At 60.2% G+C, this 20204-nt stretch carries 21 protein-coding genes and 1 tRNA gene; 2 read left to right on the plus strand and 20 right to left on the minus strand.

Annotated elements, in window-relative coordinates; genetic code table 11:
* Window positions 1-563: 563 nt before the first annotated feature.
* From rplL to E4Z66_RS19330, 18 genes are all read right to left on the minus strand, one after another.
* Window positions 564-941: a 50S ribosomal protein L7/L12 gene (gene rplL, locus E4Z66_RS19245; RefSeq protein ID WP_136464719.1), complete on the minus strand. Its 378-nt coding sequence runs from the start codon at window positions 939-941 to the stop codon at window positions 564-566.
* A gap of 72 nt (window positions 942-1013) precedes the next feature.
* Window positions 1014-1532: a 50S ribosomal protein L10 gene (gene rplJ / locus E4Z66_RS19250; protein WP_136464737.1), complete on the minus strand. Its 519-nt coding sequence runs from the start codon at window positions 1530-1532 to the stop codon at window positions 1014-1016.
* Between the two features lie 345 nt (window positions 1533-1877).
* Window positions 1878-3656 (minus strand): ATP-binding protein, encoded by a 1779-nt coding sequence (locus E4Z66_RS19255; protein WP_136464720.1) that lies wholly within the window; start codon window positions 3654-3656, stop codon window positions 1878-1880.
* 45 nt (window positions 3657-3701) lie between these two features.
* A complete protein-coding gene (locus E4Z66_RS19260; protein WP_136464721.1) occupies window positions 3702-4205 on the minus strand; it encodes a putative pterin-binding protein in 504 nt (167 codons plus the stop codon).
* Between the two features lie 140 nt (window positions 4206-4345).
* A complete protein-coding gene (gene rplA / locus E4Z66_RS19265) occupies window positions 4346-5044 on the minus strand; it encodes a 50S ribosomal protein L1 (protein ID WP_136464722.1) in 699 nt (232 codons plus the stop codon).
* 1 nt (window position 5045) lies between these two features.
* Window positions 5046-5471 (minus strand): 50S ribosomal protein L11, encoded by a 426-nt coding sequence (gene rplK / locus E4Z66_RS19270; protein ID WP_136464723.1) that lies wholly within the window; start codon window positions 5469-5471, stop codon window positions 5046-5048.
* A 170-nt stretch (window positions 5472-5641) separates the two neighbouring features.
* The gene (locus E4Z66_RS19275) at window positions 5642-6982 is read right to left on the minus strand and encodes a sulfatase-like hydrolase/transferase (protein WP_136464724.1); all 1341 of its coding nucleotides are present in this window, start codon (window positions 6980-6982) and stop codon (window positions 5642-5644) included.
* A gap of 103 nt (window positions 6983-7085) precedes the next feature.
* Entirely contained in the window at window positions 7086-7619 is a 534-nt protein-coding gene (nusG, locus tag E4Z66_RS19280; protein ID WP_136464725.1) for a transcription termination/antitermination protein NusG, read from the minus strand.
* Window positions 7620-7838: 219 nt separating this feature from the next.
* Window positions 7839-8030 (minus strand): preprotein translocase subunit SecE, encoded by a 192-nt coding sequence (gene secE, locus E4Z66_RS19285; protein ID WP_136464726.1) that lies wholly within the window; start codon window positions 8028-8030, stop codon window positions 7839-7841.
* A gap of 87 nt (window positions 8031-8117) precedes the next feature.
* Window positions 8118-8621 carry a hypothetical protein gene (locus tag E4Z66_RS19290; protein ID WP_136464727.1) on the minus strand — a complete coding sequence of 168 codons (504 nt, stop codon included), beginning with the start codon at window positions 8619-8621 and terminating at the stop codon, window positions 8118-8120.
* 689 nt (window positions 8622-9310) lie between these two features.
* Window positions 9311-10606, minus strand: a complete 1296-nt coding sequence (locus E4Z66_RS19295; RefSeq protein ID WP_168797841.1) for an NAD(P)/FAD-dependent oxidoreductase — start codon at window positions 10604-10606, stop codon at window positions 9311-9313.
* Between the two features lie 4 nt (window positions 10607-10610).
* Window positions 10611-11372 (minus strand): DUF1028 domain-containing protein, encoded by a 762-nt coding sequence (locus tag E4Z66_RS19300; protein ID WP_136464729.1) that lies wholly within the window; start codon window positions 11370-11372, stop codon window positions 10611-10613.
* A gap of 18 nt (window positions 11373-11390) precedes the next feature.
* Window positions 11391-12758 carry an amidohydrolase family protein gene (locus E4Z66_RS19305; RefSeq protein ID WP_136464730.1) on the minus strand — a complete coding sequence of 456 codons (1368 nt, stop codon included), beginning with the start codon at window positions 12756-12758 and terminating at the stop codon, window positions 11391-11393.
* Complete coding sequence (locus E4Z66_RS19310) at window positions 12755-13528, minus strand: ABC transporter permease (protein ID WP_136464731.1); 774 nt, start codon at window positions 13526-13528, stop codon at window positions 12755-12757. Before E4Z66_RS19310 ends, E4Z66_RS19305 begins: the two co-directional genes overlap by 4 nt.
* On the minus strand, window positions 13528-14370 hold the full coding sequence (locus E4Z66_RS19315) for an ABC transporter permease (RefSeq protein ID WP_136464732.1): 843 nt from the start codon (window positions 14368-14370) through the stop codon (window positions 13528-13530). Before E4Z66_RS19315 ends, E4Z66_RS19310 begins: the two co-directional genes overlap by 1 nt.
* A gap of 79 nt (window positions 14371-14449) precedes the next feature.
* Entirely contained in the window at window positions 14450-15583 is a 1134-nt protein-coding gene (locus tag E4Z66_RS19320; protein WP_136464733.1) for an extracellular solute-binding protein, read from the minus strand.
* 57 nt (window positions 15584-15640) lie between these two features.
* Window positions 15641-16711, minus strand: a complete 1071-nt coding sequence (locus E4Z66_RS19325; RefSeq protein ID WP_136464734.1) for an ABC transporter ATP-binding protein — start codon at window positions 16709-16711, stop codon at window positions 15641-15643.
* A gap of 122 nt (window positions 16712-16833) precedes the next feature.
* Window positions 16834-17751 (minus strand): LysR substrate-binding domain-containing protein, encoded by a 918-nt coding sequence (locus E4Z66_RS19330; RefSeq protein WP_136464735.1) that lies wholly within the window; start codon window positions 17749-17751, stop codon window positions 16834-16836.
* Window positions 17752-17849: 98 nt separating this feature from the next.
* Between E4Z66_RS19330 and E4Z66_RS19335 the strand changes: the two genes are divergently transcribed.
* Complete coding sequence (locus E4Z66_RS19335) at window positions 17850-18785, plus strand: N-carbamoyl-D-amino-acid hydrolase (protein ID WP_168797842.1); 936 nt, start codon at window positions 17850-17852, stop codon at window positions 18783-18785.
* Window positions 18782-19450 carry a DUF1028 domain-containing protein gene (locus E4Z66_RS19340; protein ID WP_136464736.1) on the plus strand — a complete coding sequence of 223 codons (669 nt, stop codon included), beginning with the start codon at window positions 18782-18784 and terminating at the stop codon, window positions 19448-19450. Before E4Z66_RS19335 ends, E4Z66_RS19340 begins: the two co-directional genes overlap by 4 nt.
* Before the next feature lie 104 nt (window positions 19451-19554).
* Here E4Z66_RS19340 and E4Z66_RS19345 read toward each other — a convergent pair.
* Window positions 19555-19630 (minus strand) — tRNA-Trp (locus E4Z66_RS19345).
* Window positions 19631-19905: 275 nt separating this feature from the next.
* A partial coding sequence (locus E4Z66_RS19350) for an elongation factor Tu (protein ID WP_483923583.1) occupies window positions 19906-20204 on the minus strand: 299 nt, incomplete at its 5' end.

Genomic DNA, 20204 nt, shown 5'->3' on the forward strand with positions numbered 1-20204 from the left:
TCTTTCCTAGAAAACCGCCGCGAATGGGACTAACCTGATGTCCGGCGGCTCTCTGCGAAAGATCTTGAGGGTGTGAATTAAGGTGTAATTTCTCCTGCCAGACCGACGACGCAAAAAGCCGGGCGCGAATCATCGCTCCCAGCGGAAGCTTCCACATAGGCAATGGCTAACGAAAGCACAACAGGGCGTTCGCAGAAAAGTAGAGCGCACGCCGTGGCATCCCACCAAAAACGGCAGCATCCCAAAGCCCCACCCGATCCGCCTGACCAGCACCAAAGCGATTTTGCGCGAACTCGCAACGCTTTTACACCCGCTTTCGCGGACAAGCCTAGCAACTCAAGGCCACGTCGAGACTGAGATTTCGAATTATGGTTAAGCGGCCTGCGGTGCTTTACCCGGTGCCCGGGAACATTCGCAATATAAGTACCTGTCCGGCGCCTTGCGTTGGGCCGACTTTGCCGCAGCAGCGGACGCCTCTTGAAACGCAGTTCTTGAAACGCAGCCGCCAAACGAAAACGGGGGCCCCGATTGGAGCCCCCGTTAAATCACCTGTCGAGGTTGGCTTACGCCAGTTCGACTTCGGCGCCAGCTGCTTCCAGCTTGCCTTTGATGTCTTCGGCTTCGGCTTTGTCGACGCCTTCTTTGATCTTGCCACCGGCTTCGACCAGGTCTTTGGCTTCTTTCAGGCCCAGACCGGTGATGCCGCGGACTTCCTTGATCACGTTGATCTTGGATGCGCCAGCGTTCTTGAGAACAACGTCGAATTCTGTCTTCTCTTCTGCTGCTGCGCCGCCAGCGTCGCCTGCCGGGCCAGCCATCATCACTGCGCCGCCTGCTGCGGGCTCGATGCCGTACTCGTCCTTCAGGATGTTTTTCAGTTCTTGTGCTTCCAGCAGGGTCAGACCAACGATGTCTTCTGCCAGTTTCTTCAGATCAGCCATTTTATCAGCTCTTTCCGTTAAGATGTGTGTTCTAACGTGTGAGGACAGCCCCCACACCGTTCTGACATTCGCTTATGCAGCTTCCGCCTTTTCCTCGATGGTCGAGAGGATGGAAGCAATGTTGCTTGCAGGTGCGCCAATCGCGCCGGCGATGTTGGAGGCAGGTGCGCCGATGCAGCCCGCGATGGAAGCGATAAGCTCCTCGCGCGACGGCAGTTTCGACACCGCTGTGACTCCAGCACGGTCCAGCACGTTGCCGTCCATGGCCCCACCGAGGATCACGAACTTGTCGTTCTCCTTGGCATAATCCTCGGCAACCTTCGCCGCAGCGACAGGATCCTCGGAATAGGTCATGACGGTCATACCCGTCAGCAGGTCACCCATCTCTTCGATGGACTTCCCAGCAAGGGCGATCTTGGCGAGCTTGTTCTTGGCAACACGAACTGACGCCTCGGCCTCACGGGCACGAGCACGCAGATCTTGCATCTCAGCAACTGTCAGGCCGGTGTAGTGGGACACCACCACAACGCCAGAGCTTTCGAAGATTTGGCCGAGCTCGTCGACCACTTTCTCTTTCTGGGCTCTATCCACAGTTTCACTCCAAGTGTGGAGGGCCATGCGACCCTCCGGCTCCTAGTTTCACCGGGCAATCGCCCGGCAATCGGGTCCGTACGGGTCCAGCCAACTCGCCCCGGAACGGCATGTGGCCGACCCGAGAAATCTGGTCTCTTCCCGTCTCGGGCAGGATTTATGACGCAAAACGCCACCCACCGTCTCGGACGAATCGTCAGGCCACAACGACTCATCGCGTGACCGGACGGGGGCGCAGATACCGGATGTGTGCCCAGTTGTGAAGGGGTTTTCTTGCCTCGCATACCTGCGCCGAACATTTACCGCAGATTGCGCGGTTCGCGCAGCCTACGAGGCGGGACCGGTTCAGGCCGCTTCCGCCGGGCCACCTTTGTCGTAAGGCTCTGACAGATGGCGCGTCAACATGCGCAGAAGTGCGGCTTTCGACACCGGCTTGGCAAGCACTTCTTTCATTCCCGAGGCCAAATACTGTTCGATCTGGTGGGGCATCGCGTTGGCCGTCACCCCGATGATGGGCGGGGCCACACGCCCGGCCTGTGCGCGATCGGCTAGGAATTTGCGTGTGGTCTGAACGCCATCCATGCCCGGCATCTGGATGTCCATCAGAACGATATCGGCGGGGTGTTGCGACAGATGGCGCAGTGCGTCCTCGCCACTTTCCGCTTCTGCGATCTCTGCCCCGAGGGGGGCGATGAACTTCTTCACGATTAAACGGTTTGTGCGGTTGTCATCGACGATCAGCACCTTGCGCCCGGACAAATCCGTCGCGTCCTGCGGGTCGGATTGAGCGCGCTTGGAGGTCGCCTTGTTCTGCGCGACTTCCTCCAGCGGCAGGATCATATCGAACCGTGCGCCGCGCCCCAGCGCGCTGGTCAGTTCCAATGATCCGCCCATCAGCCCGCAAATATCGCGCGAGATCGACAGCCCCAGCCCTGATCCGCCAAAGCGCCGACTGATCCCGGTATCGGCCTGGCCGAACGGTTCAAACACACGCGCCTGCGCGGCCTTGGCGATGCCCGGGCCGCTATCCTCGACCGAGATCGTCAGGATGCCATGCGCGGCGTCGGTGCCTTTTTTGTAATCGGCGGAAATGTGAACGTATCCGCTTTGCGTGAACTTGACCGCGTTGGACACGAGATTGTGGATCACCTGCCTGCATCGCCGTTCGTCCACGCGCAAGCATTCCGGGACGGAAGAGGACACCGTCAGGTCAAGCTCAAGCCCCTTGTCGCGGGCGGTTTCCAGATACAGCTCTCGCGCGGTGCGCAGGGCCGCACGGATATCATGGTCGCCGAACTCCAACGCGAATTCCCCCGCTTCGATCTTGGCCAGGTCGAGCACGTCATTGATCGTCGTCAGCAGCAAGCCGCCGGAATCCTGAATGATCCGGACGCTTTCGCGATTTTCCTCTGACAGGTTCTGATCCGCCAGATGCGACGCCATCCCCAAGATACCGTTAAGAGGGGTGCGGATTTCATGGCTGACGGTGGCGATGAAATCGGATTTGGCGCGGTTTGCGGTTTGCGCCGCCTCTTGCAATTGAACCGCGCGACGCTGCGCCAAGGCCGCGAAGTACACTTCGGCCACAAGGTAGAGCACGATCGCGCTCAGCAGGCCGGCGATCATGATCTCCCCCCGCTGGCGCTGGATTTTCGCCGGGCGCGTGATCTCTGCAAGGCTTTCGAACCGGCTGTGGTTGAATTCGAACATCCACGCCTGACGCGTGGCGACGACCAATGGATCCAGCGAACTTGCCAACAGCTCAAGCTCCGCCGGTTCAAGCGGACCGGACCCGCCATACAGGATCGCGTCCGAGGAAGTCAGCCACTCGTGATAATCCTCAAGGACCTTGGTGATCATCGGCCTGTCTTTGAAATCGATGGCCGCGACAACGCCAATCCGGCTCCACAGAACGTCGAACTGTTCATGCAAGTCCTCGCGGGTGTTCTGCCCGGCGCGGTGAAACGCAAAAGCGGTCATCAGCTTTTGCGCCTCATAGATCAATTCGCTGAACTTGTAGGTCGTCGCGCTGATCGAGAACACGATCTGCTGTTCGTTGTCCTGCAAATGGTTCCGATGCGAGGCAAGCATGACCAGCAGGACACCGCATAACGAAAGCGCCACGATAATTCGTTGAACAGGACCAAGCACTTTCGACACGCGGGCAATTTACCTGACAGACAGGCGGTTCAGTTGCCAGATCATTTCGGTGTCGAACGGCTTTTCGCCTGCTTCGGCTTCCTCCAACGGATATACGACCCAGATCGGCCCCTTGTCGCGGACGCGCATGGGCTTTCCGTCATGGTCGAGGGCAAGGATGACATCGTGTTCGTCCGCGTGCCCCGTCGGGATCACGACGTAATAGTCATTGATCGCCGTTGCATGCAGCTTCGTGCCATCGGCGGCGACCGCCTCCAGCAAGGATGCCAGTGTTGGGCCGGCAAATCGCTGAAGCCCTTCAGTGAAGGACGTGTAGGTTTCCACCTCGCGCCAATCCAGCGCCTCGAGCATTTCGCGGTCGAAACGCGCGACACCATCGCCATTCGTGTTGCCGATCTGGCCGGACACTTCCAGAAGCACCCGCCCATGCGGCACCCCAAGCTGCGCAGCGTGCGCGGCAAAGGACGCCACCGCGATAAAACAGGCAATCCAAAATCCAAGAATCTGACGCATTCCATGACCCTTTCCGTCAATTTCAGGAAAGGCTACCTGCACGAGATTAATCTCACGTTTATGCTGTCCGATGCGCAGGCCCGGAAACGAAAAAAGCGGCCCGGGATGGGCCGCTTTTCCGAAACGTCTTGAAGAGTCTGTTACTCGGAGACCGCGTTTTCCACGTCGATGGAAACGCCCGGGCCCATTGTCGAGCTGATCGAGACTTTCTTCATGTAAGTGCCTTTTGCACCGGAGGGACGCGCACGGGCGACAGCACCGATGAAGGCACGGATGTTTTCGACCAGTTTGGCTTCGTCGAAGGACGCTTTGCCAACGCCCGCGTGGACGATGCCGCCTTTGACAGCTTTGAACTGGACTTCACCGCCCTTGGCAGCTTTGACCGCATCTGCGACATCCATGGTCACCGTGCCGACTTTCGGGTTCGGCATCAGGTTGCGCGGACCCAGAACCTTACCCAGACGGCCGACGATCGGCATCATGTCCGGCGTAGCGATGCAGCGATCGAATTCGATCGTGCCGCCTTGAACGGTTTCCATCAGGTCTTCTGCACCAACGATATCGGCGCCTGCTTCCTTGGCTTCGTCCGCCTTGGCACCGCGCGCAAACACGGCAACACGCACGTCTTTACCAGTGCCGTTCGGCAGGCCGATCACGCCGCGGACCATTTGGTCTGCGTGACGGATGTCGACACCGAGGTTCATCGCGATTTCGACAGTTTCGTCGAATTTCGCATTGGCGTTGTTCTTGACCAGGCTTACCGCTTCCTCGACAGAGACGTTCTCTTTGCCGTCGAAAGCTTCGCGGGCCGCGCGGGTCCGTTTTCCAAGTTTTGCCATCTTACTTCACCTCGATGCCCATGGAGCGGGCAGAACCCAGGATGATCTGCATCGCCGCTTCAACGTCGTTGGCGTTCAGATCTTTCATTTTCGCTTCGGCGATTTCGCGCACTTGCGCGGCCGTCACGGTGCCAACGGTTTCACGCGAAGGCGTCTTCGCACCGGATTTCACCTTGGCTGCCTTTTTCAGGTAGTAAGACGCGGGGGGCGTCTTGATGTCCATGGTGAAGGACTTGTCCTGGTAGTAGGTGATCACGGTCGGGCACGGCGCACCGGGCTCCATTTCCTGCGTCTTGGCGTTGAACGCCTTGCAGAATTCCATGATGTTGATGCCGCGCTGACCGAGCGCCGGACCAACCGGCGGGGACGGGTTTGCTTGACCGGCGGGCACCTGCAATTTCATGGTGCCGGCAAGTTTCTTGGCCATGAGCCAATCTCCTTTTCTCAACTCCCCCGAAACGCGTTCCGGTGGATATATGTGATGTGGTCAGGTCCGAACGGCGCGCCGCTCTCGCCTCCCAACTTGGATCACCCGCAAAGGGATGAGCGCGCCCGATACTACCGGAACGCTACGATTGCAAGTGATTCTGGCCCGGCCTAGCTATACTGGCCGTCGAAGGCGGGACGCTTTTCGATCTGCATCCCATATGCGCGGGCTGTCTCGATCAGGATGTCCTGCACTTTGTTGAAGTCCGGGTGGTGGCGACCAAGGTCCTTTGTCTGCCACCAATCCCGTGTGACGTCATAAAATTCGGTGTTTCCGTCTTCATATTGGATCATCCGGTAGTCGCCCGCCCGCACAGCCACGCTGCCATTGTGAAAGGTCGGCACGGGGCGGTCCGGGTCGGGGGCCGCGCCCTCGACCTTGGGACGGAGCGAACGGCCCACGCAGTTGTCCAGCGGCGGCAACCCGGAATAATCCAGCACCGTTGGGCCCAGATCGATCAAGGCCACCGGGTCGCGACGGACTTGCGGATCGGCGCGTGATGGATCGTGGATGATCAAGGGCACGGCGCAGACCTGCTCCCACAGGGTGGACTTGCGGAAGCGGGCGCGGTCGCCCAGATGCATCCCGTGATCGGACAGGATCACAACCACGGTATTGTCGGCAAAACGCGACGTTTTCAGCGTGTTCCAGACCTTGCCGAGGTAATGATCCACATGGGTATAGGCGGCGAAATAGTTGCGCACACTCCGGCGCCATCGCTGATCGTTCACATCGAAATTCGACACCATCGTTTCCGAGGTGAAGTCGGTTTCGGAAAAGCCCGCGCCCCATTCGGCCGGTTTCACAAAAAATCGATCCGGGTACATCTCCTTGTAGCGCAACGGCGTGATGAACGGCGCGTGCGGGCCGTAGAACCCGACCTCCCGATAGAACGGCGCATCGCCCTTGTATTCGGTGATGAACCTTTCGAACGATTGGGCGGAATGCGCATCGTGGTAATAGCCGTCATCCGCCGGATCGGTGGTCACAATGCCGCCCGCATGCCCGCCAAGACGTTTCTGCGCCTTGTGGGCGGGCAACTTCTTATCGATACGGAAACCCTTGCGCTCGTCGGAATAGAGCACCTTGTGGATGGGCTTTGGCAGGGGCTTGTACCCGTGGTGGACCTTGCCCCCGGACGAGCAGAAGTAACCGTTCTCTTTCAGCAGATAGGGCCACATCTTTTGCGGCGGAACGACATCGAAAATGCTGGTTTTGTTGTCATAGACCCCGGTTTGCGGCGGCGCGCGGCCCGACATGAAGCTGGACCGGGACGGCCCGCATAGCGGCGACTGACAATAGGCGGACAAGAACGCGGTGGATTGCGCGCATACCCGGTCGAAATTCGGGGTCTGCAAAACCTCGCGGAACACGGTCTTGTAGTGCCAGTACGACACTGCATCATCGAGGCTGATGACGACGATATTCTTACGGTCCTGCCCCGATGCCATGCCTGCGCGTTGCCCTTGTTCTTGCCTTGAAACGCAAATTGCCCGCAACAGGGCGGGCAATCAAGGCTAAGCTTCAGCGAAAAACAGGGTGTGATCAGGCAGATCAGCCCTGCTTGGTGACCTGAGTGAATTCCAGTTCGACCGGTGTTTCGCGGCCAAAGATGGACACGGAAACCTTGAGCCGCTGGTTGTCGTCGTCGACCTCTTCGATCATGCCGTCGAAATCTTCGAACGGGCCATCGTTGACTTTGACCTTCTCGCCGACCTCGTAATGGATCAGCGTCCGCGGCGATTCTTCGCCTTCCTGCACACGGTTCAGGATCGCGTTCACCTCAGCATCGCGCATCGGCATCGGGCGGCCTTGCGGGCCCAGAAAACCTGTGACGCGGTTGATCGAGTTGATCAGGTGATAGCCGCGATCCGACATTTCCATGTGGACCAGAACGTAACCGGGCATAAAGCGCTTTTCAGTCGTGACCTTCTTGCCGCGACGGACTTCGATCACTTCTTCGGTCGGGACGAGAACCTCGTCGATTTCGTTCTCAAGACCCTGCTCTTCCGCTGTCGTCCGGATCTGTTCCGCAATCTTCTTTTCGAAATTGGACAGAACGCTGACTGAATACCACCGCTTCGCCATAGGCCTCAATCTTCCCTTGCTTCGACCGCGCCACGCCGTGGCTGGTCCTGTTCTCGGTGCCGGGACGAGCCTCGTCTCCGACTTTGCTCCCTCATGTAAAATCGGCGTGTAACTCGAATCGCCACACGCCGCACATCTTAGGAGAGGATTGCCGGATATACCGGCATCAACAAATGATCAAGGGCGCGGGTGACTTGCGCCCTGCCCTTCGGGTGCGGATCAGCCGAAAATGCTGAGCACGCCGCGCAGGCCGCCACGAATGCCAAGGTCCACCAAAGCGAAGAAAATCGCCGTCAGCGTTGCCATGATGAAGACCATGACCGTGGTCAGCATGACTTCCCGGCGCGTCGGCCAGACGATCTTGGCGATCTCGGCGCGGGTTTGCTGGATGAATTGGAACGGATTGGCCACGGATGCCTGCCTTTGCTGGGAAACCTGTTTCCGGCGATGTAACCGCGGGATCGGCAAAGATCAAGCGGCGCGGCCCAAAGCCTGTGGTCACCCGTTGCTTTGCAGGCGCGCAAGCCGTTCGGTGACGGCGGCGTCATGCGCGTTCTTGCGGGCGTCACGTTCGCTTTGGAAATTCGCGAAGTCCGGCATGTAGAGCGCATCCACCGTCCCGTCAGGAAAGCAGTCCAAGGCCAGATCCCACCGGCACGCGACAGAATCGAGCCATCTGAACAGGGTTTTGCCCTGCTCCGGGTGCCGCGCGGCAAAGCGTGCGGTCTGCCGGGCCACGGTCTCCCAGACGCTGTCGCTTCCGAAAGCAAGGAAGATGCCAGCGATCACTGTCAGAAACAGAACGAACAGCAGGAACATCAGCGCGGGCATGAGCACGACCAGCAGCAACAGGGCCGCCGCGACCAGCCGGCCACCTGTGACATGCTGGCGCAAACCGCCCCCATCAAGGCGGGGAATACCCCCCAGCAGGTTCTTGGCGCGCGGTTTGGGCGATGCCGTGGCCGTGGCTGCGCTTGGTGCCGGATCGGCAAGACCGGCCACGGGCTGCGATTTTTGTGGAGGCTGAGGCGCGTCAGCCGCGCAAGGGCGTTCAACGATTGGGGCCACGCCGCGCTGGTCAGTCAGGGGCTTTGCCGTTTCGCCATGAAATTGTTCGCTGGTTTGCGCCGCGTCGGTTGGGGCAGCGTCCGTGTCCCTTTGCCGCGTGGAGTTAAGTGGATCGAACTCGTCGGCGTGTTCCGCTAGAAGATTCTTGATTGCCTTCATCGTCACCGCATCGCGATGACCGTCAGATTTCCCTTGCACCATAGTCCCTCACACCACCAAACGTCTCACCCATCCAGCGAAAGCCCCCCGCCCATCGGCGCAGCAGGTGCGCACCAGACAAGTTTCAGTCGCCGTGTCGTCAATTTTCCCCTCGTTTAAGGCAAAATTGGGGCAAACCGGCGGTGCAACTATGGCGGGAACCCCTTTCCCCCTAAGCGGGCGAAACAGTGCCGCGCTTATCGGCGCATTGTTCACGGGAAATGTGACGCCTGCCATGTGGGGCAGAGAATCACGCCGCCCTGCCCCACATCGCGATGTCGCTGCCATGTTGCGTCAGGGCCTTACGTGGAGGGCGAATGGATCGTCCATTGTAGGCCGCAGTGAAAGAGAACTTTCGCCTGTTTACGCATCCGCGCCTCAGCCAGGTCCAACGCTACATGATCGCGGCGAGGCTTGCGGGCCCCTCAGCCCGCGTTGTGATCCCGGCGAAGGTCGCGTGCGTCAAGATGGGCGTACCACCGGGTCATCAGACTGGCGGCACGGCCCGAAAAAGGTTTGAACGGAACCGGATGGAAAGGCAGATCGTCGAACGCGGTATCACTGCCTTTCTCCTGCAATATCTTACGGGCGAGCTTCATTCCGAAATATATGCTGCGCGTCACCCCCGACCCACAATAGCCCCCGGCCAGCCATACGCCGTCTTCAAAGCCCACATGCGGGCTGTGATCAGGGGTGTAGGCGACATTGCCCGACCAGACATGGGTAAACTGGACATCGGGCAGTTGAGGGAAAACCCGCTGGACTGATCGCGCAAAGGCCTTGCGCTGCGCATCGACCGCACCGCCGGGACGACCGATCCGGCCGCCAAAGATAAACCTGCGCCCATCCGGGCTGGGACGGAACCACATGAAGACACGCCCGGTTTCCCCGAACATGCGCTTTTTCGGCGTCAGGCTGTCCATCAGTTGTGGGGAAAGCGCCTCGGTGGCGACTGCGGCGGTCTGGATGGCGACGATACGACGATGCATCGCCGGGGTGCGCGCATCCGCATAGGCGTTTGTCGCCACTACGACCTGTGTCGCGGTAACCGCGCCCTGCGCCGTTTGCAGCGTGGTTTCCGTGCCGTCGCGGCGCATCGCGGACACCGGGCAGTGCGCCACGATCTTGACCCCGGCTGCCCGCGCGGCCTGCGCCAAGGCGACAAGCAGCTTGCGCGGATGTATCCCGCCGTCACGCTGATAGACCGCACCGCCTCGGTAAAACGTGCTGCCGATCTCCTGGCTCTGCTCTGCGCGGGGCACCATGGCGACGGGCAGCCCGATATTGCGCGACAACCAGTCCGTTTCGCGCCCCATCGCATCGTAATCGGCGACCGTGCGCGCACCGCGAAAGCGGCCCCGCATTTGCAGGTCACACTCCAACGCATTTTCGGCCACGAAATCTTCGAAGTAATCGAGAGCATGGATACCTTCACGCATGATCGTCAAGGTCTTCGCCTCGCCATAGCGCGCAATCAAACCGGCCGAACCAAGCTTGTGAAAGCTCGGACCGACCATCCCGCCATTGCGAGAGGAGCACCCGGCCCCGATCCCGCCCGCCTCGAACACGACGACATGGCGCCCGGCCCGCGCAAGGTGCAGCGCGACGCTCAACCCCGTATAGCCAGCGCCAATTACCGCGATATCCGTCCGATCCGGGGCTTTCTCTTGCTCGGCCTCGGCCGGATCGTCGGCTTGCCAGTATATCTGTTCAACCGACATGGCCTTAGTCCCGCAAGGTCCATCGATCGCGGTGCTGCGCTGTCGGGAACCGCGCCTGCAGACCCAGTTCCTCAATCCGCTCGATGCTCGCCTCGAACAGGCTGCGCATCACGGGAATCCCTTCGGGGGCCAAGGCGACATTGCGCAGGATTTCGGCCCGGTCGGCATAGGCGTCCACCAGCGCACGCAGGTCTTCAACCGCAGTACATTCGGACATGTCGATGCGCAGGTCCATCGCGTCGATCCCGTGCTCTCCGGTCACGCGCACCGCCGCAGATCGCAACGGCCCGACGATTTCGCCGCCCCCGTCACGCCCGGCTTCGAGCGCTTGCATCAGTCGCTCGCCCAGCGGCAGGCCTGGGTCGCGGGCAAAGGCCGCAGCCATCTTTCGGGTCACGGTCTCATTCGCCAGAATATTGCCCAGGGCCAGGCAGTCTTTCTCGGTGCTGTGGGTATAGATCGAATACATGCGGCGCCCGTGATAGGCCGCCGCGTGACCTTTCGCATCCAGCGCCCCGATCTGCCGCCATTCGATGTCCTTGGTCGAGTTGCACACCGCCGTCACCGTGTCTTGGGCGCTTTTCCCCTCTGCCAGAAGAGAGATGCCAAGATCGCCCAAACGACTATCCGTCCGGTGTTGCGACAGCATTGCGCCTTTCCCGTGCAGCAACCGTACACACCGTGCGCCAACGGCAAGGTCAGACGTGGTAATCGCCGCGCCAAATGCGCCGGTGCGGGCGCAGCGCCCTATGATCGAAAACGTCATGTCAGTATTCCCTAATCGTTAGCAGGCGTCAGTGGCAGGCAAAGGCACGCCCCGGTCTTCGGCGCTGAACCGCTGCCACATTGCTTCGGTCGCTTGCTGCGCTTCGACCACAGCGGCGCGTTCGTCGATCGTGGTCAGAGCGCCGTCCCGCATCAGGAACCGCCCATCGACCATCGTGTCCGTCACCGTGCCGGGATGCCCGTAATGCACAAGGTTCGACACCAGCGACACGCGCGGGTTCAGCGCAGGCGCATACAGGTTGAACATCGCCAGATCGGCCTTTTGTCCCACCCCGATACTGCCAATATCCGGCCGGTCCAGCGCCTTGGCCGCGTTCAGCGTGGCATAGTTGAACACCTGCCCCGGCGTCGGCGTGACAGAGCGCTGATAGGCCCCGCGATGCAATGTCAGCGCCATTTTCATGGCGTGGAACATATCCTCGGTCATGTTGTCGGTGCCCAGAACGATCTTGACCCCTTGATCCAGAATTGCGCGCATCGGCAGGGGATGCGGGCCCTTGGCCGACATCGACGCCGGGCAATGGCCCAGCCACGTGCCCGTGTCTGCCAGCCGCGCCACGTCGCTTTCGGTGCAGAAGGTCCAATGCACCGCGATCAGGTCATCGCCCAGAAAACCATTCTGATCGAGATACTCGGTCGAGGTGCAACCATGCAGTGCTTCAACCTGCTCTTTCTCGCTGATGATCTGGCTCAGATGAACCGTTCGGCGCAGGCCATGTTTGCGCGCCAGAGCCTTGAGCTGCCCCAGCATCCAAGGGCTGCAATTGTCCGGCGCATGGGCAGCGATCATCACGCGCACCCGGTCATCCTCGGCCCCGTGAAAGCGGTCGATCAGGGCCTCGGTGCGATCAAGGAAGGTCTGCCCGAAATCGCGGTCAAAGCGGTAGGTGCCGCTGCCGACCTCTGTCGTCACCGCATCTGCGCAGCTTTCCGCCAGCCACAGCCGCATCCCACTGTCGATCATGGCGGGGGCGTAATCGGCCACGTGACGCAGCGGATCGACCATCGTCGTCGTGCCGGACCGGATCGCCTCGGCGCAGGCGAGCCGCGCGATGGCGGCACGCTCCTCCGGCTCCAGCAGATAGGAGGCGGGCACCATGTACTGATAGACGAGATTGCCTTCGATATCCTCGACCGTGCCGCGCAGGACCAGCAAAACCGAATGGGTGTGGGCGTTGATAAACCCCGGCGAAATCAGCTTGCCCGACATATCAACCGGTTCGAACCCGTCGAAGTCAGTACCCTCCAGCGTTTCCGGCAAGGCGACGATGCGGCTGCCTTCGATGGCGATATGGCCGCAGCGCAGTTCAGGCAACCCGCTGTCATGGCTGATATAGGTCGCGTTTTTCAGAAGAAGCCGGGTCATGATCTGCGCAGAACCCCGATGGCCGTGGCGATAAGCGTCAAGGCGATCAGCAAGGTCGCGACGGCGGCGATCGTCGGGTCGATATTGTCCTGAATACCCTCCCAGATCATCTTGGGCAGGGTTTGCACATTCCGCACGGTGATGAACAGCACGCCCACGATCTCGTCAAAGCTGACGATAAAGGCAAAGATGAACCCGGTGGCGATGCCGGGGCGCGCGGCGGGCACGACAACGGCCCAGACCGTTTGCATGACCGAGGCCCCAAGGCTGCGCGCCGCCCGTGGCAGGTTGCGGTCCAGATTGCTCAGCGCGGCAAAGACCGAAATCGACACATAGGGCAGCGCCAGCAAGGTATGGGCAAGGATGACGCCGAAATGCGTGTCGATCAGGCCCAGCTTGACCCAAAAGCGGTAGAACCCCAGCGACTGCACGACCGGCGGCACCAGGATCGGTGTAATCAGGACCCAGCGCGCCACCATCGCCGCCCGGTCCGACAGGAACCAGCACCCGATGGCGAAGGCCGTCCCCAGAACCGAGGCGCAGGTTGCCACCACCAGCCCGACCCAAACGCTTGTCCACGTCGCGCCAAGCCAGTCGGGGTCGGTGAAGTAGTTGGCGTAATGCTGAAGCGACAGCGCCTCTTTGGGCAGCCCGATATAGCTCGTATCGGTGAACGAAATCGGCAGGACGACAAGGATCGGCAGGACCAGAAAGGCGATGACCAACCACGCGCCGGTCTGAAAGAAAATCCGAAAGGCAGACACTTGCATCACTTACGCTCCAACAAGGTGGCGCGCAGGTTCACGAACCGCGCCGAGATCAGCAGGACAAGGGCCGTCGCTACCAGCAGCGCGACAGACAGGGCCGAGCCAAGACCCCAGTTCAGGAATTCCTGAATCTGATAGGTGATGTATTCGGAGATCATCAGAACGCGCCCGCCGCCCAGCAGCGCGGGCGTCACGAAGAACCCGAGCGACAGAACGAATACAAGCAGCGCCCCGGAAAGCACGCCGGGCAGCGTCTGCGGGAAATAAACTTGCCGGAAGCTGGTCCATTCACTGGCACCAAGGCTGCGCGCGGCTTGGACATAGATCCCCGAAATGCCGCGCATATTCGTAAGCATGGGCAGCACCGCGAAAGGCAACATGACGTGGATCATCGCGATCAACACGCCCAGTTCATTATGCATCAGACGCAGCGGACGCTCGATCATGCCCGCATGGATCAGCGCGTCATTCACCAGACCGGAGCGGCCCAGAAGTACGATCCAGCTGAACGAGCGGATCAGCACGGAAACCCAGAATGGCAAAATCACCAGTGCCACCATCAGCGGCGTCAGGCGGGTGGCGAAATTGCTGATCGCATAGGCCACGATGTAGCCAAGGATCAGGCAACCCACCGTGGTTATCGCGGCCACGCGGAACGTAATCACGAAGCTGGTCTTCACCGCGTTGGACCCAGCCATCTTGACGAAGTTTCCCACCCCGGTTTCGGGCTCTGTGAAGGCGATTTCCCAGATGCCCAGCACAGGCAGGATGTAGAAACACACCATGATCGACAGCGCCGGAAGAACCAGCATCCAGTAACTGACCTTTTCGTGGACCCGCGGCATTCCGCCCCCTGATGGATTTGACTTCTGATTGGTTCGACGGGCCCGCCACCAAGGCAGGCAGGCCCGTCCCGAAAGCGCGTTAGTTGATCAACGCGTCCACATACATTTCTTCGGCCGAAACCTGGTTCTTCGCATACCATTCGTCATTGTAGATGATCTGCGTCGCCAGGTTTTCAGGGCTCGACGGGTTGAACGGCGCCAATTCGGCGGGGACCAATGCGGCGGCCTCCGGGTTGATCGGGCCAGAGCCGATTTTCTCCAGCCATTCGACCTGAAGTTCCGGTTTTTGACCATGGGCGATGAATTTCATCACCTCGTCCTTGCCCACCGGGTTGCCCTTGGGCACGACCCAGATACCCGGCGCGATGACACCGCCGTTAAAGCTGACGTTGAACGTGCCTTCTTCCATCTGGTCCTTCAGAAGATGCGCGCGGGTGGACCAGATATTGCCAATTGCGACCTCTTCCTGAAGGAACAGGTTCTGGCTGTCGCTGCCCGACCCCCAGACGATGATGTTTTCGCGCAACTCACGGAACTTGGCGATCGAGGCTTTGATGCCGTCTTCGGTGCCGAGCGCGTCATAGACCTCTGCCAAGGGGACGCCGCGCGCCTGTGTGGCGCTTTCAAGCTGACCGCGCACCGATTTGCGGAATGTACGCATGCCCGGGAAATCCTTGACGTTCCAGACATCTTCCCAAGTCTGGGGGACGGCTCCACCCAAAAGCTTGGGGTTCGTGGCCAGCACATAGGAATAGACGTAGTTGCCGACACCGTTGTTATAGGCCGTGCCTTCCAGAACCTTGGACTTGTCGACGATGCTATAGTCGATCGCCTCGGTCATGCCTTGCTGTTCCAGAATGATCGCCGAACCCGCGCCGCTGTCGCACAGATCCCAGACCACCGCGCCACTTTCCACCATGGCGCGGATCTTGCCCGCCGACGGGCCGGAACCATCGACCGTCACCTTGATCCCGGTTTCGGCGGTATAGGTGTCGCACAGAACTTCCTGCAGGATGTCCGCAGCGGCCCCGCCCCAGTTCACCACGATGATTTCCTTGGTCTGTGCCATTGCGCGCTGGCCGAACGCGGGCAGAACACCCAGCGCCCCCATTGCGGCAATGAAACCGCGCCGGGTGAGACGCCCTTGCTTGTAACGCTCAACCGCCAGTTCGGCGATGTCGCGTTTGGCTTCAAAATCGGTTGTGTCAGTCATGTCTTGTTCTCCTTGTTATGGGATACGGTGACCTTGTCGGTTCCCTGTCACTCTTGATTATGCGGGGGCCAGGACGACCGGCGCATCGGCATCCCAACCGATGCTGACCTGCAATCCGGGCGTTGGTACGATGTCGGTCTTCCAAGTGGGGCGCGAAATCAGCAACTCCTCGCCGCCCTCGCGCATCACCAGCACTTGGCACCGCTCGCCAAGGTAGCTGACCTGCTTGACCGTCGCTGATACGAGTTCTGCGCCCGGCAAGCCCAGCCGCAACCGCTCTGGCCGAAGGGCAAGAGTGATTGTTTCGCCGGTGCGACAAGGTTCCTGCGTGTTCAAAGTGAACAATGCGCCCTTGGAATCGCACTGATACGCCGGACCGTTTCCTGCAATGACCGCCGCCTCCAAGAAGTTGGACTTGCCCAGAAAATCGGCCACGAACCGATTGCGCGGCTGGTCATACAACGTGTTGGGATCGCCCTCTTGCTGGATCGCCCCATCCTTGAGGATGACGATACGATCGGACATGGACAGCGCCTCGTCCTGATCGTGCGTGACGTAGATGAAAGTGACCCCCAACTTCTGGTGCAGGTCTTTCAACTCCCACTGCAAGTCGGCGCGCAGTTTCTTATCCAATGCCGAAAGCGGTTCATCCAGCAACAGGATTTGCGGATCGAACGACATCGCACGCGCAAGCGCGATGCGTTGCTGCTGCCCGCCGGACAACTGGCTGGGCATGCGATCGGCGAAATCGCTCATCTGCACCATTTCCAACGCTTCGGACACGCGCTTCTTGATTTCGGCGGGGGGTCGTTTGCGGATTTTCAGCGGAAAGCCGACATTCTCGCGCACGGTCATGGTGGGAAACAGGGCATATCCCTGAAACACCATACCGAAATCACGATGTTCGGGCGGCTTGCCGGTGATATCAGTCGCGCGCAGCGCCAGTGTGCCTTCATCCAGCGCGATGAACCCTGCAATCGCGCTCAGCAACGTGGTTTTACCCGAACCGGACGGCCCCAGAAGGGTCAGGAACTCGCCCTCGGCAACATCCAGATTTACCCCATCAAGAGCGTTAACAGAGCCATATCGCTTGACCGCGTTTTTGATGGAAAGGATCGGCTCATTCATTAGACAAGGTCACCCGCTTAGCTTTGACATGGGGCGGCGAAACTGCCGCTCCGTTGCCTGCAGGTGAGCACGGCCCGAAAACATTTTGAAATTAAAAATGCGCCCGCTTCTATATCTTCAGGTTATAGATCACCATCGTCCGGCCCCGATCCGCCATGCGGCTCCAAGTAGTCCGCGAGGAACTGCTGAAACTGCATTGTCAGGTTGGTCGTCGGGAACATGTTCGAAGTCAGACCGTATAGTTTTAACGGCAAAGTGGGTTTTGTCGGGCGGGCGGCAATGTTTTCTCCGCGCGACCCAATCACCGCAAAACTGTCGACCAAGGCGACACCCAGCCCGTTTCGGACCATCTCAAGCGCCGTCGCGGTGTGACGCACTTCGCAGAAATAGCGCCGCTCCAATCCGCGCTCGGAAAACAGCGTATCGATCATCTGCCCCAATGGCGTGCGGGCTGCGTAGGAAATGTGCGAAACGTGATTGAGGTTGGAGATCGAAACAACCTCCTGCAACGCCAATTCATGTTCTGCCGGGCAGACACACATGAGCTGTCCATTCGCGATTTCCCGCACAGACACGGCGGAATGACGCGGCGGTGTGATCGACAGCCCCAGATCAGCCTGGCCACTGCCGAGCTTGCGGATGATCTCATCCTGGCTGCCAAGTTCGATGGAAAGTTGCAGCTTTGGGCGGGTCTTGATGAATTGCCCCAGAATGCGCGGCAAAATTCCATGCCCAACCGAAGGAGTCGCGATCACGCTCAGCCGTCCGATGGTGCCGCCGCGCAGTTCATCGATGATATTGTCGATACGGTTCTGCTGCATGAACAGGTGCTGCGCTTCCTGCGCGATATGCAGCGCCTCCTTCGTCGGTGTCAGCCGTCCATGTTCGCGCATGAACAGGGGGAACCCAACCAGATCTTCGGTGTGCCGGATCATGTTGCTGACCGCTGGCTGACTGACGCCAAGCAATTCAGCGGCGCGGGCGGTTGTGCCGACCTCGATCACGGTGGACAGAATCTCAAGCTGGCGCGCGCTGACCATTCTATAACCCTCAGTTATTTGGTGATGCTTATTTTTTATTTCATACTGATGCCCCCACTGGCTAGCAAGGAAGCAGCACGCTAGTTTTGGAGGGTTGAATGAGCAGGAACGAGGTTTTTGCCGTTGCGCAAATGGGGCCGGTCCATCTGGCCGATACACGGCAACAGGTTATCGGCCGCCTGATCGAAATGCTGCGTGAGGCACATGCCCGCGGCGCGCGCTGGGTCACATTTCCCGAACTGGCACTGACGACATTCTTCCCCCGCTATGTCTATGAAACCCCAGAGGAATACGACACCTTCTTTGAAGAAGGCCTGCCATCCCCAGCGATGGTGCCACTGTTTGAAACCGCCAAGGATCTTGGTGTTGGGTTCTACCTTGGCTATGCCGAGAAGATCACCGAAGCCGGGAATACCCGCCGCTTCAACACCTCGGTTCTGGTCGGCCCGGATGGCAGCATCCTTGGCAAATATCGCAAGATCCACCTGCCCGGCACCAAAGACCCGATTGGCGATCTGGAATTCGAACATCTGGAAAAGCGCTATTTCGAAGTCGGCGATCTTGGGTTTCCGACCTTTGCCACGCCTTCGGGGCGGTTTGGCATGTGCATCTGCAACGACCGGCGCTGGCCCGAAACCTTTCGCGTCATGGCTTTGCGCGGGGCGGAGGTGTTCATGCTTGGCTACAACACGCCCATGCGGAACATCCACCACCCCGAAGCCGCCCATTTGCGCGACTTCCACAACCGGCTTAGCCTTGAGTCCGCAGCGTATCAGAACGGCGCATGGGTGATGGCCGCCGCGAAATGCGGCGCAGAGGACGGGTTTGCCATGATCGGCGGGTCGGCCATCGTCGCCCCGACCGGTGAAACCGTCGCCCGCGCTGTGTCAGAGGATGACGAGGTCATTACCCACAGCTGCGATCTGGACCTTGGGGCGTATATTCGCCGCTCGGTCTTTGACTTCGCCCGTCACCGCCGGATCGAGCATTACGGCCCCATCACGGAACAAACTGGCGTGGAGATTCCCGCATGACCTTTTCACTTGCAGGACGCGACCCGCATACCGGCGATATCGGCTTTGCCGTCGCAACGTCTTCTGTCTGCGTCGGCGGACGGGTTGGCGCCCTCACAGAAGGGTGCGTTGTATTCTCTCAATGCCGCACCGACCCGCGCCTGCACCGCCCCGGACTGCGCCGCTGGGAAGATACCCAAAGCGCGACCGCTGCGATGGACGCGATGCAGCAGGCCGCCACGGCCTTGCATTGGCGTCAACTCGGGGTCTTCCCCGCCACCGGCGAGGGGCTGCATTACACCGGCGCTTCCTGCCTTGGCGTGGCAGGGGGCCTGACAGGTGCGAACAGCCTCGCTTTGGGGAATTTCCTGGGCTCGGATGATGTCTTGCCCGCGATGGTCAATGGCTTTGAAACGGCCAAGGGTCGTCTGGCAGAGCGGCTTGTCGCCGGGATGCTGGAAGGACAAGCCGCAGGCGGCGAGCGTGATCCGCTGCAATCGGCCTCCCTCGCGGTACTTGGCGAGGCGGGGCTAAAGGATGTTGATCTGCGGATCGACGATTCCGGCAGCCCCTTGGAGGATCTGAGCCGAATGCTTGCAGAATGGCTTCCCAAAGCCGCGCCGTATCGTTTGCGCGCCCTTGATCCTGACGCGGCACCATCTTCATCCAGCATCGAACACGGCTAGCCCCTCACAGGGCCGATGCCACTTTGATCGAAGGAAAACGACAGGCGTTTCGCGGCGATGGTGGCGCAGCGCTTGGGCACGATCAGTGAAAGTGGAAAGAGGTCTGGCAGGGGCAGCAGGGTTCGAACCCGCGACCTACGGTTTTGGAGACCGTCGCTCTACCAACTGAGCTATACCCCTGCGGACCGGCCCTCCGATTACGGGAGGAGCGGCGGGGAATCAAGACCGAAAAAACCGGTTCCCGCGGCGTTTCGTGCAGTTTACCGCAGCTTCGCACCTTCTTTCGGACAACTGGGCGCGCATTGCCCCGGTCCATCGACCTTGGACGCATGACCGCTTGCCGACGCAGCGCCGGATTTAGCGATACAAACCCGCAAAGAAAAAGGGCGACTCGCGCCGCCCTTTTGATGGTGCTTTGCACACCTATTCGATCCGAGTGGACCCTGCGCGCAGGATTACTCGATGATTTTGGAGACGACGCCGGCGCCGACGGTGCGGCCGCCTTCGCGGATGGCGAAACGCAGGCCGTCTTCCATCGCGATCGGGGCGATCAGCTCAACGGTGAAACCAACGTTGTCGCCCGGCATCACCATCTCGGTGCCTTCGGCCAGCGTCACGGTGCCGGTCACGTCTGTCGTCCGGAAGTAGAACTGCGGACGGTAGTTCGCGAAGAACGGCGTGTGACGGCCACCTTCCTCTTTGGTGAGGATGTAGGCTTCGGCTTCGAACTTCGTGTGCGGGGTCACGGAGCCCG

Source organism: Aliishimia ponticola (assembly GCF_004803475.1).
GTDB lineage: Bacteria > Pseudomonadota > Alphaproteobacteria > Rhodobacterales > Rhodobacteraceae > Aliishimia > Aliishimia ponticola.